The following is a 14,091-nucleotide window of genomic DNA, read 5'->3' on the forward strand; positions in this document are numbered from 1 at the left end:
ATGAGGAAATGGTTTAAGGGAGTTTTTACAGCAGTAGCAATATGGATTCTCTTACTAGGTAATGCCAACTCTGTCTTGGCAGCTTATACGCATGATATTCCAGAAGCTGTTGATCCTGGTACACCTGAATATCAAGGAGATGAAAATCCGATTCCTAGCGAGAGGGTATCCTATGATCCTTCCCGATCCATGTTAAAGGACATCTATAAAATTGACATCGAAGAAGGTGGTGACACTTTTTGGATAGATAGAATACTAGAAAGGAAAGGGTCTGAAGGCGGTTCAGACTTGTTTACAAAAGGAAGAGCACTTTATATGTTTGTCCATAACCCAAACGAGCTTGGCTTTGGAGGTGGATATGCATACCGTGAAATGCCAACAGGAAATGAACAAGATATGTATACTATTCAACTAACCGATTTTAATACATCAGAAGAATCCTCTACTCGAAAACAGTATCCAAGTCATTGGATCAGTTCTCACATCGATGAAACCAACACTCTAAACATCCAACAGAGAAAATTTATTACGTACAACAATGTTGCTGTAACAATATTAGATATTACAAACAATTCTGAAAGCGTTGTCAACACAGAGGCTATAGTATCCTCTCCGATTGCAAGGACGGCAAGTGAGAATGGAACAGAATTAACTGGGGTGCAAGAAGCAAGATATGAATTAACAACCATGTACCCACGTTTAAGTGGGGAAGGTTTTACTGTAAAGGATGGAGTGTTAACTAAAACAATTGATCTAGACCCAGGTGAACAAACTACTATCAAAGTGCAGATGGGGGTAACTACAAAGGAAATTCCTGAATCAACCACTGACTACGAGCGTTATAAGAAGTATGATGCAAAGACCGCTTACTTAACGCAATTGGATGAATATAACGAGTGGTGGCATGAAAACGTTCCTTATATTGATATTCCTGATCAAAATATAAAAAAAATGTCCTATTACCGGACATTCCTGAATCGTTATAATTACGTTGATGCCAACATTCCAGGAAATGATTTTCAATTTCCGGTATCGATTGAGGGGATTCTCGGTTATAATAATGCGATTCAGTTGACGCAGCCTATGCATATGCAAGATTTGAAATATTTCAGAGACCCTATTTATTCTTATGGTAATTGGTTGTCTTCTGGAGAAAGTTCTAAATATTCTGCGTTTCAGGACAATCCTGGTGATCCTGCTCATTGGAATAATACATACGAGCAATGGATTGCTGATGAAGCGTGGGAATCTTACAAAGTGCATGGTGGAGATGAAAAAATCCTAAAAAATCTTGCGCGTTATGCAGAAGGCGATGTAAAAGGACAGTTGGATAAATATGATACAAACACTAATTACCTTGTCCAATATGACTGGGGCTCGCTTACAGGAAATGATGCAGATGCCGTTGCATTAAATTGGAGAGATCGGGATCAAGAAAGAACTGATCAAAGTGCATTTAATTATTCTGGTGCTTTAGCAGCTGCGGAAATCTATTCTATTTTAGGTGAAAAAGAGAAAGCCCAGGAGATGAATGAATTAGCTGATAATATTAAACAATCATTGCTCGATGTGTTATGGGATGATTCTGAAGGAGAGAATGGCAAAGTATTTAAGCAAAGAGATATTGAATCTAATGAATTGGTACCATGGAAAGACCAGCAAAACTTTTCACCGTTTACACATGAATTAGTACCAAATACGGACGAGTACAAGCAAGCACTACGCTTTTATGCGGATAGAGAGCAATTTCCAATCATGCCATTCTTTACTGCTAATCAATATGACAAACAGCAAGCTATTGATGCAGGTGTAGGAGGTACTAATAATTTCTCCAATATAAACGCTACTTTGCAGGCGAGGTTGTTTGCAACAGCAATTAGAAAATATCCTTCTGAGTATATTACACCAACAATGTACCGTAAATTAATCGAATGGTTAACATGGACACAATATAAGAATGGAGACAACCGATATCCAGATAACAATGAGTTTTGGAATAGTTATAATGAAGAAACAGGTCAGATAGAATATCGCTCTTGGATACATCACAATATTTTAGGTGCTTATAATTTCTCCATTATCGAAGATATAGCAGGGATGAAACCTAGAGAAGATGACGTGGTGGAGCTATGGCCTATTGATATGGGCTACGATTACTTCACGGTGAATAATTTAAAATATCATGGTAGTGATCTAACGATTGTCTGGGATCGAGTAGATGATGACAAACACTATGAAAATGCTCCTGAAGGGTATTCGCTCTATCTGGATGGACAGCGTGTATTCACGATTGATGATCTAGTTCATGTAAGCTATGATCCCGCAACAGGTGATGTTACAATTTTGGACGAAAAAAGCCAAGCATCGATTTTACACAGTGAAGCGAAGCAAGATGAATTTAAGAAAGCAACTTCTGTCACATTATCATCCAATGAAAAAGCCGTAGATATGTTCCAAAAAGCGGGTGTAGATCTTTCAGTGGAAACGTATAACGCAGAAAACCTTGCAAAAGGGAAGCCGGTACAAGCTTCTTATACCTCACAAGGTACATCACCAGAGGAAGTAACAAAAGCAGAGAATGCTGTGGATGGTTTTACGGTCAGTGGATTACCGACGACTCGTGGCAATCATTATGCAGCGCCAAATCCAATTTGGGGAACAAAAGGTTCGGATAATGACCAAGAATGGTTTGAAGTAGATTTCGGTAAATCAACTACATTTGATAACGTGAAATTATACTTCTACAGTGATAAACATTTAGGTAATTATCGTGAACCATTGTATTACAATATCCAGTACCTAAATGGTGAAGAATGGGTAAATATACCATATCAAAAGAAAAGTCGGCTTCAGGCGAATTATAATGAAGTACAATTTAATGCAGTAACTTCACAAAAAGTAAGGGTTTCGATGACACCGTTCCCTGGTTTTGCGGTTGGTCTAAAAGAAATCCAAGCTTTTGAAACAGGAATAGAAGTTCCTGCTGAGCCAAATAAAGCTCCAAAAGTAAGTGTATTCATTGATAAAGATTTCAATCAACCGATGAAAAAGCGGTTCATTGCTTCCGTTGAAGACGATGGACAACCTAAAGCATTTCCGGAAATATCGTGGTCAAAAACATCTGGACCAGGGGAAGTTATTTTTGATAACCCAAACTCTATAAGAACTGTTGCGAGTTTCAGTGAAGAAGGTAAGTATGTGTTAACAGTAACAGCGGATGATGGGGAGTATACAACTACTGAAGATATTGAACTCGATGTGGTACAGGAAAACATGAACCTTGCACAGAGTGCGACGCCATCTACTTCCTTTGTTTCATCTTGGGAAGACTTGAATGCGATTAATAACGGCATTGATCCAGAGAATTCTGGAGACAAAAACGGTGGAGCCTATGGTAACTGGGGCAACGATTCTGAAACAGAATGGGTCCAGTACACTTGGGAGGATCCTGTTGTCATTAATCAATCAGATGTATACTGGTGGACAGATGGTGGCGGAATACTGATGCCAGAATCTTACACATTGGAGTATATGACCGAAGAAGGCAAATGGGAACATGTTAAGGTTATAGAAGGTATGGGCACAGAACCAGATAAGTACAATACGACAACATTTGATCCAGTAGTAACGACAGGATTACGAATGACGATTACAAGGGGGGCTCAGTGGACGGGAATCCTAGAATGGAAAGTTTTTGAACCACCTGTACTTGGACTGTATCCAGAAGAAGTAAAAGTACGTGTTCAGACTGGTGAACAACCCAATTTGCCGGAAACTGTACAAAAGGTGTTTGACGGTCTTCGTCAAGATACGAAGGTAACGTGGAATGAGATTAGTAAAGAGAAATTGGAGCAGTCGGATACGCAATTTACTATTTGGGGGTCACTTGCGTCATCCTCTCAAATGATCCCAGCAACTATTTATGTAAGAGAGGAATCGAGTGTTACCATCAATACAATTGCAGATCAACAGATTGTAACAAAAGCAGGAATAGAACCATTTTTACCACCAACTGTAGAAGTACAGTACAATGATGGCTCTATGGATAATGTCAATGTTGGAGTAACGTGGGAAGAAATAGACCCTTCTCTTTATGCAGAAGAAGGTGAATTCACTGTTAGTGGTGATGTAGAAGGGACAGATAAAGAAGCGTTGTTACATGTGACAGTGGAACAAACTGAAAACGAAGAGCCGCAACCACAGCCAGAGGATCCTGAGCTCATCTCAATAGAGCCAGTTGAAGTAACAACGGAAGCTGGTGTGGAACCAATATTACCGGATACTGTGATGGGGTTATTCGATGATGATAGTACAGAATTAGTTGAGGTGACTTGGGATGCATTAGCTCCAGCTCAATACGAGAAACCAGGAAGCTTTGAAGTGAAGGGTAAGGTAAACGGTACAGATATTTCAGCTATCGCTTTCGTCACGGTAAAGGAACCTGAAACAGAACCCCAAAAAGAATTGGTATTAAGGTATACGTTTGATGAGGGTAAAGGAACCATTATTACGGATTCTTCTCCCAAAGGTAATGAGGGTGAACTTAATGGGGAACCAAATTGGATCGAAGGTGTGAATGGTAGCGCCCTTCAATTTAACGGTGAAACAAATTTTATTGATGTTGGCAATAGCCAGGAACTGCAGCCATCCAATATTACCGTGTCCTATTGGATGAAGCGAACAGGAGAAATGGGTAAAAATAATATTTTCTGGGCGAAACCTGACGGTGGATGGAACCAAGAAGGCTGGTATTTAACATATGATTCTGGCTACTCCTCATTTATGGTAGTAGATGGATTCAATCGCTTTTATGTTGACGAGCCTGCAGACGAATTTCTACCTTTGAATGAATGGACACATGTGGTCGCAACGTTTGATTCTGATACAAAGGAAGCGGCGATTTACAAGAATGGGGAACCTCAGGAAGTAACGATTGCTGAAGAAGATGGACTGGAGAGTATTACAGCAACGGATGATCCCAAATATTTAGGCTACACGAATCCACAATTCAATGATGGTTTCATTCAGACTGGACTCGATGATTTTCGGATTTATAACTACGCCATGACAGCTGAAGAAGTTAATGCAATTTATAAAGAGGGTGGAGAAGCTCCGGTAATAGAAGACATAGAAGAAGTACTTGTTGAAACGGAAACAGGAATTATGCCAGAAATGCCCACATCTATCGAGGTAACATATGAAGATGGATCGAGACAACAGCTTGAAGTGACATGGAATCCTATTGATCCCTCTCAACTGGAGAAACCCGGAAGCTTTGAGGTGAGAGGTAGCATCAATGGTACAGATGTCAAAGTTGTAGCAAAAATAACAGTAATAGCTAAACCTGTTCTAGAAAAAATTCAATTATCTGCTGATAAGTTATCTCTGGAACCCGGAGAAAATACTATGCTTCATGTGGAAGGCTGGATGAGTGATGATTCAAAAGCTAATCTGAGCAATGCAACGATTAAATTTAACAGCAATAACAGTGATTTTGTAGTATTTGATAACGACAAGCTTACGTTATCCAAAGATACAGACGAGCTGGATTTCATTGAAGTGATGGCTGAAGTTACAATGAATGGAACAGAAGTGAACTCCAATAAGTTAAAGATTGAAGTAGAGTATCCATCTGTAGATACTAGTGATTTATCGGCAGAGATTGAAAAAGCGGAGGACTTGTTGGAAGATGCAGAAGTTGGAACAGAGCCAGGCCAGTATCCGAAATCTGCAAATGAGAAGCTTATTCGTGCAATTGGCAAAGCGAAAGAAGCATTGGAATCCAACACCCAAAGTAGAGTCGATCAAGCGGTATCTAAGTTGCAGAAGGCTGTAACAACTTTCAAGGAATCTATTAATCTTCCTAAAGAACCAGTTGTGGTGGATATTGAACTTAATTACCAGGATATCTCCCTTTCCAAAAAAGAGAAGGCAACTGTAGAAGTCACTGCTCGATTAAGTGATGGATCGTCTCAAGACGTTACGAAAGATGCTGAATTCCATATAGAGGACTCAAGTATCGCGACTGTGACAAAGCAAGGGAAAATATCTGCGAAACAAGCAGGTGTTACTAACCTAAATGTTTCCTTTGCTAGCTTTAACAAGCAAATTAAAATTACCATTTACACTTCATCTATCAAGATCGGAGAAGAAACACCAGTATTTGCTGGAGCAACGCTTGAGGTGGAAGGTACAAACGCATCCATTACGTTGCCAGATGATCTTCCGGTAGGAACTACCGTAATGATTAATAGACTAGAAACAAAAGACATCCAGCATCCTGGTTATGTGATTGCAGGCGATGTTATAGATGTCCATTTTAAATATCCTGACAATAAAAATTCTGAAGGACCATTTAAGTTAACGTTAGGTTATGATCAGAAGAAATATAATGAAAAAGAAGTAAGCATTTATTACTTTAACGAAGGGAAGAAAGTATGGGAAAAGCGAGATGGTGAAGTGGAGAATGGTTTTATTACATTATCTGTACCTCATTTTTCCGTATATGGAGTTTTTGCACAAGTAGAAACAGATTCAGGATCTAAGAATAATGACAATTCATCAAGTGACAATCAGTCTATTGAGGAAAGTAATGATAAACTACCTGAAACAGCAACATCTATGTTTACCTATATGTTAGTAGGTATAATTTTACTTACAATAGCCACTATTATTTTATTTGTGCATAGAAGAAAAAATAAATCATTATAGTAGAAAGGTGAGGAATATAATTTCCTCGCCTTTCACTTTATTATTAAACTATTTGGAACCAGCCAGTTGTCTATATTTGTTGGCATTAACGCCTGTATATGTTTTGAATTTTTTGTAAAACCAATCTAGTTCAACATATCCAACCTCTTGAGCAACCTCATAAATCTTCATATCTGTTTTTTCTAATAATAATTTTGCTTTTTCCATTCTTTGTTTTAATAAAAATTCATTGAAGGTCATGTTCTCTCGACATTTAAATTTATGGCTTAAATAGGAGCAATTATAGTTTAATTGATCGGCTATTTCTTTTAAGGTGATTTTTTTACTTAACGACTCATTTAATGATCGATTCACATAATTTTTTACCTTCTCAATAATATCACTTGTTTGGTTTGAAATCGGCTTGGCAAGATGGAGTAGAGTATTAGATTTATAATGAGCAGAGGAAAGTGTTTCTTTTATTAATAGTAAGGATGATTTCAATTCAGTAGGATTCACTGGATCAGGAATATAATCATTGACCTGGAGATTCAAGGCTTTTCTTATGATTTGAAAATCTTTGTTCCCACCAATTAACAAAATAGGTATGGAGCTTATTTTTCGTAGGGCTTCACAAAGCTGGAGACCTTTATCCTTTAAATCTGTCATATTGATGATTATGAAGGAAAACCTATCCTTATTGAATAACTCCATTACAGAATTTGGTGTTTCTAAGCACACCGTAAGACAGAATCCTAATTGGTTCCAATCAACCATATGTCGAAATGCCTCTGTTGAATGCTTGTTTGAGCCAATAAGTAAAATTTTATACATATTATACCCCCTATTTTGGAATTCTCTTAAGGAACAGACAGTAACAACTAATGTATGCGATTTCATTATATGTAATATTTGAAAACAATAAAATGTGCATTTCTTTATATAATACCCAAATGTTTGTAACATTTCTTTATGTCCTGTACTGATCATATGAAAGTTTGTCCTTCTAAGGTCAGTATTGCTAGGAAACTAGCTGATGGTAATTAATAACATCCATAATTTCACAGGTGGAAATACTAGTATGCAACAGGTTGTGAACAAATTTGCCCGATGCTAAATTTAAAATTATAAGAAATAAACTTTATAAGGAGGGCTTTAGTTATGGACAGAAGGAAATTGTTATTATCACTTTTTTTGTGTTTTTTATTTGTTTTCCTAGTAGCTTGTAACAATAATGATGAAAGCGTTAACAACGACACAGGAAATACTAATGAGGAGAACGATCAAGATACGGAAAATGACGCACCAGAAGAATCGGAAGCTGACTATTATCAGACACCTGAGATGGACTTTGATTTAGGTGGTAAAACAATAAAGATTGTTTCTTGGTGGGATATGACTATACCTGATGATAATCCAGACAATATCCAACGTCGTGAGAATTTAGAAGCATTGATGGAAAAACATAATTTTAAAGTGGAATATATTGCGATTGATTATGGCGAGTACCAAGAAAAAGTTACCGCATCTCTAATTGCTGGTGAACCAATTGGTGATATCGTAAGACTCGGTAAAACCTATACAGTACCGGCATTAGTGAAACAAGATTTATTATGGCCCATCGATGAATATACAAAGAATCCAAATGCTTTTAATCAGAATATGACAAGTAATCTATATACGTATGAAGGAAAAGGTTATGGCTTTACAGAGGATCACAAAAACTTAGCACAAGGAATTTTCTACAATCGAACGTTAATGAATGAATTAGGGCTTAAACCACTTCAAGAATATGTGGATGAAGACAATTGGAATTGGGATACTTTTCTTGAAGTAGCGAAGGCAGCGAATAAGGATACAAATAATGATGGAAAATTGGATACATGGGGACTAGCCAATGCATCCTTAATGCAATTTGCATTAATGTCCAATAACACGGATTTAGTAAAAGGCAACGAACATAATTTAGATGATCCTGCAACGATAGAAGCTCTGGAATTTGAATCACAGCTTGTAACAGAGCAAATTCCACGACCTACTGAAGGTGGAGATTGGACAGAGCCAGGGCAGTTTTTCCGTCAAGGTAATACGTTAATGTATGCTGGTGCTGATTGGGAGATTGATGGACTTTCAACGGATATGCCGGATTATGATATTGGTTTTATTCCATTTCCTAAAGGTCCAAGTGTAGATAAATATTATTCAGCTGAAGCATTACTGCAAGCATTAACGATTCCAAAAACAGTAGAAAACCCTGAACAATTAATGTATATCTGGGAGAAAATAAATGATATTGAATCGATTTATGATTATCCAGGCCAGGCAAGTTATGAAAGTCATTACACGAATGAAGAAGATATTAATAATCTACGTATGGTATCTGAAAATCTACTAGTATTGGATTATAATACTTATCCTAACTTAGGCTACTACGATTTTGTAGCTGAAATTGGAAGTGGTACATCTGTATCAACAGTTGTGGAGAAATACAAACCACTCTTCCAATCAGCAATTGATGAAGTATGGGGAAATTAAAAGGCATGTGAAATAGTATTAAAGTTTTAGGGTACTTGTCATTTATCAAGTACCTTAAAACAATTAAAAAAGTCAAAACGGATGTACCTTGCTACAGGAGGGGAAAGTGTGAAGAAAATAAAAAAGAATAAGATAAAAATTCTATCTTTCGTAGCAATTTTACTTTTCTTATTGTGGGCATTGAAGCCTTCTGATTCACCAGCTTCTAATCAAGTAAAGGCTGTGGATGATTTTGAAGCAATTACGAATAAGACTAATGAAAATAGTTATGATTCTTACTTGAAGAAGTACATTTCTGAAGCCAAACCTGAAAAAACAATAAAGATTGAGGGAGAAAATTTTATTTACGCAAGTAATGATAAGTTTTTAATCGAAGAGAATTTCGAGGGACTTAATGGTAAAGCGGTTTTGACACCAGAAGAAGGCATGATAAAATGGGAAATTCCAATAGATGAAACGGGACTATATAATGTAAGGATTCACTATTATCCAATGGAAGGAAAGAGTTCTGCCATTGAAAGAGAGCTTGCTATAAATGATCAAGTGCCTTTTGAAGGGGCAGATTTATTGTTATTTCATCGAATATGGGATAACAGATTCGATAAAATCCAAGTAGATGATAGGGGAAATGAATTACGACCTCGTCAGGTGGAAAAACCGGAATGGATTACACGGCCATTTATAGATAGTGAGGGTTATTATGAAGAGCCTTATAAATTCTATTTTCATCAAGGTGTTCAAGAGATCTCCTTGACATCTCTACGTGAACCAATGGCTATTGACTATATTGAATTATATCAAGATAAACCATCAAAGAATTATGAACAAGTAGTGGACGAATATAAAACAAAAGAATTAGAGCCTACTAAAGGTCAATCCATTGTTATACAAGCAGAGGATGCTGTACGAAAATCATCACCTACGTTGTATCCTTTATCCGACCGATCAAGCCCAACGGTAGAACCATATCATGTTTCAAAATTAAGAATGAATACAATTGGCGGATTGAATTGGAAAATGCCTGGCCAATGGATGGAATGGGAATTTGATGTAGAAGAAGATGGGTTGTATCAGATTGCATTAAAGCGTAAACAAGATCAACTTCAAGGCGTATATGCAACTAGAAGCCTAACCATTGATGGGGAAACACCTTTTAAAGAAGTAGAAAGAATTCGCTTTCATCATAATATGAACTGGCAGTTGGATCTGCTTGGAGAAGAGGAACCGTATTTATTTCATTTAACAAAAGGAACACATCGAATCCGTTTGATGGTTTCTTTAGGTGATATGGCGCCACTTCTACAAACCATTGAATCAAGTGTACTTGAATTAAATGAAATGTACCGAAAGATCTTAATGATTACCTCCAATACACCAGATCCATATCGTGATTATCAATTAGAAAAAAGGATTCCAGATATGATTGATGTGTTTACGAAACAAAGTGAAATTATTAACAGTGTCGCTGATTATTTGGAAGAATCGACAGGTGAACGAAGTGATAAGGTGGCTATTCTCCATTCGCTGGTAAGGCAGCTTAATGACATGGTGGAAAAACCAGATACGATAGCAAGAAGATTAGATGATTTTAAAGTGAACGTTGGTGGGCTAGGTACCTGGATGCTAACCGTTCGTGAGCAACCACTAACCCTTGATTATTTAGTTATATCTTCCCCAGATGTAGAGCTTCCAGAGGCAAGTGCGACAATAATGGAAACTGTTCAACATGAGACAGGTGCATTATTAGCTTCTTATACGGAAGATTATGACAGTATCGGTAATATTGCAGAAAGTGAACAGTCTATTACAGTTTGGATCACCACTGGACGAGATCAAGCTCAAGTTCTGAAATCACTTATTGATGACATGTTTACCCCACAAACTAATATTTCTGTGAGATTAAGATTGGTGCCACCAAATATTCTCCTCCCAGCAACATTAGCAAAAGAAGGACCTGATGTTGCCATGCAAATTGGAGAAGAAGTACCAGTTAATTATGCGATGAGAAACGCAGCTGCAGATTTATCCCAGTTCGATGATTTTGAAAAAGTGGTAGGTCGCTTTAGGGAAAGTGGACTAACACCATATCAATTTGATGGTGGGGTATATGCATTGCCGGAACAACAAATTTTCCCAATGCTTTTTTATAGAAAAGATATTTTGAATGAACTTGGATTAACCCCACCTGAAACATGGGAGGATGTCTATAATATGATTTCTGTCCTACAAAAGCATAATTTAGAATTCTTTTTACCAATCGATGATCCCCAAGCACAAGAGCAAACAAACATGGTACCGAATGCTACTTTTTCGATGTTGCTTTATCAAAATGGGGGACAGTTCTATGCGAACGATCAGAAGTCAAGTGCTTTAGACTCAGAGGTTTCGATGAAACAATTCAAAAAATGGACTCAGTTCTACACTAATTACAAGTTCCCATTGATGGCAGATTTCCCTAATCGGTTCCGTGTTGGTGAAATGCCAATTGGGATTGCTGATTACACCACTTATAATATGTTAACAGTGCTTGCACCAGAAATAAAAGGCTTATGGGACTTTACCGTTGTTCCTGGCACTAAAGCGAACGATGACACCATTAACCATGAAGTTGCAAGCCACACGACAGCAGTAATGATGTTAGAAAACGCTTCTGATAAAAAGTCTTCGTGGGAGTTTATGAAGTGGTGGACAGATAAAGAAACTCAAATTGCCTTCGGACGGGAAATGGAAGGATTAATGGGAGAAGCGGCACGTTATCCAACAGCAAATATAGAAGCTCTGAAGGAATTGCCATGGCCTGTGGATGACTATAATAACCTCGAAAGTCAGTGGAAGTGGGTTAGAGGTATCCCGCAAGTCCCAGGAGGATACTTTACAGGCCGTCATTTAGATAATGCGTTTAGAAAAGTGGTAAATGCAAATGAAAATCCAAGGGAAGCTTTATCTGATTATATTTTGTATATGAATGATGAAATTGAAATGAAAAGAGATGAATTTAATTTACCGAATTAGGAAGGGAGGAAGGAAATGCAATCGAAAATTATCGAGCAATCATTAGAAGAATCTCGCTATCCGAAAAAGAAATCTCGTATAGCAAACTTAATGAAAGAAATAAGTAAAAACAAGCATTACTATGTTTTAATGGCACCATATTTAACTATTTTTCTTCTGTTTACAGTTATCCCTGTAATCATCTCTTTTGGACTTAGCTTTACGTATTTTAACATGCTAGAGTTTCCTAGATTTATCGGATGGTCTAACTATACACGGTTGTTCTTAAACGATGATATTTTCAGTATTGCTTTAAAAAATACGTTTATGTTTGCTATTATAACAGGCCCGATTAGTTATATAGCCTGCTTTATATTTGCGTGGATTATTAATGAGTTATCTCCCAAAATTCGTGCATTTATGACTGTCGTATTCTATGCGCCATCTATTTCAGGAAATGTATTCTTTATATGGCTCATTATATTTTCAGGTGACAGTTATGGTTATCTTAATGGATTTCTTATGAATTTAGGGATTATTCTGGAGCCCATTCAATGGTTAAAGGATGAACAATACATCTTAGCAGTAGTTATTATTGTTCAATTATGGCTTAGCTTAGGTACTGGTTTCCTTGCATTTATTGCAGGTCTTCAAACAATTGATCGCTCATTAATAGAAGCAGGAGCAATTGATGGCATCAAAAACAGGTGGCAAGAGCTTTGGTTTATTACACTTCCATCTATGCGTCCGATGCTTATGTTTGGTGCTGTCATGCAAATTACTCAGTCATTTGCTGTTGCGGAAATTTCTATTGCTTTAGCTGGCTTTCCAAGTGTCAATTATGCTGCACATACTGTAGTGACTCATTTGATCGATTATGGAACGATTCGATTTGAAATGGGTTATGCATCCGCAATTGCAACCGTACTATTTACCATCATGGTTGGTACAAATATAATTGTGCAGAAATTACTTAAAAAGGTAGGTGCATAGCATTGTCTGTAACAACATTGAGAATTTTTCGAGCTAATAAGAAATTAAATCGATCATTTATCGTTACTTTTATCATGTTTGCCTTATTAGCTTTATTTGGTGCATTTATGGCATTGCCATTGGTGTATGCGATAAACAATGCCTTTAAACCATTAGATGAATTATTTATTTTTCCGCCGAGATTTTTTGTCCGAAATCCAACTCTTGATAATTTCTTTGACCTCGTTTCATTAATGGGGAATTCGTGGGTCCCATTGTCTCGTTATATCACGAACACATTACTAATTACCATCATCGGAACTGCAGGACATATCTTATTGGCATCTGCAGCTGCATATCCACTAGCAAAATACCGATTCATCGGATCTAAAACCATCTTCTCTATCGTTGTATTATCCTTGATGTTTTCACCACATGTCACTGCGATTCCAAACTATATGGTGATGTCTTGGCTAGGGTGGATCAATACGCAAGCTTCGATTATCGTACCTTCCTTGGCATTTCCTTTAGGTTTATTTCTAATGAAACAATTTATGGAGCAGATTCCGAATCCATTATTAGAAGCAGCGAAGATAGATGGGGCAAGTGAGTATCGGATTTTCTGGAGCATTGTAATGCCGAATGTGAAGCCAGCGTGGTTAACCTTGATGATATTACAATTTCCTATGTTATGGGGAACAGATGGTGGTAACTTCATTTATAGTGAAAATCTGAAAACCCTTCATTATGCATTAGGACAAATTATACAGGGTGGGATAGCAAGAGCTGGAGTGGGTGCAGCTGTTGCTTTATTCCTAATGATTGTGCCAATAACCCTATTCATTTTTTCACAGAGTAGTGTCATGCAAACAATGGCGAATTCAGGAATTAAAGATTAGGAAA

6 protein-coding genes are annotated in these 14,091 nt (G+C 37.2%); 5 read left to right on the forward strand and 1 reads right to left on the reverse strand.

The window, feature by feature from the left end; genetic code table 11:
- Positions 1-6,711 (forward strand): Ig-like domain-containing protein, encoded by a 6,711-nt coding sequence (locus DLJ74_RS16860; RefSeq protein ID WP_181397635.1) that lies wholly within the window; start codon positions 1-3, stop codon positions 6,709-6,711.
- A gap of 48 nt (positions 6,712-6,759) precedes the next feature.
- Here DLJ74_RS16860 and DLJ74_RS16865 read toward each other — a convergent pair whose 3' ends face one another.
- On the reverse strand, positions 6,760-7,524 hold the full coding sequence (locus tag DLJ74_RS16865; protein WP_054860302.1) for a response regulator transcription factor: 765 nt from the start codon (positions 7,522-7,524) through the stop codon (positions 6,760-6,762).
- Positions 7,525-7,851: 327 nt separating this feature from the next.
- Between DLJ74_RS16865 and DLJ74_RS16870 the strand changes: the two genes are divergently transcribed.
- From DLJ74_RS16870 to DLJ74_RS16885, 4 genes are all read left to right on the forward strand, one after another.
- Complete coding sequence (locus tag DLJ74_RS16870) at positions 7,852-9,225, forward strand: ABC transporter substrate-binding protein (protein WP_109985330.1); 1,374 nt, start codon at positions 7,852-7,854, stop codon at positions 9,223-9,225.
- A gap of 117 nt (positions 9,226-9,342) precedes the next feature.
- Positions 9,343-12,237, forward strand: coding sequence for an extracellular solute-binding protein (locus DLJ74_RS16875; protein ID WP_425454594.1), 2,895 nt, complete (start codon positions 9,343-9,345; stop codon positions 12,235-12,237).
- A gap of 15 nt (positions 12,238-12,252) precedes the next feature.
- Positions 12,253-13,209, forward strand: coding sequence for a carbohydrate ABC transporter permease (locus tag DLJ74_RS16880; protein ID WP_109985332.1), 957 nt, complete (start codon positions 12,253-12,255; stop codon positions 13,207-13,209).
- Positions 13,210-13,283: 74 nt separating this feature from the next.
- Complete coding sequence (locus tag DLJ74_RS16885; RefSeq protein WP_425454595.1) at positions 13,284-14,087, forward strand: carbohydrate ABC transporter permease; 804 nt, start codon at positions 13,284-13,286, stop codon at positions 14,085-14,087.
- Positions 14,088-14,091: the final 4 nt, after the last annotated feature.

This window comes from Gracilibacillus dipsosauri (assembly GCF_003176895.1).
GTDB classification, from domain to species: domain Bacteria; phylum Bacillota; class Bacilli; order Bacillales; family Amphibacillaceae; genus Gracilibacillus; species Gracilibacillus dipsosauri.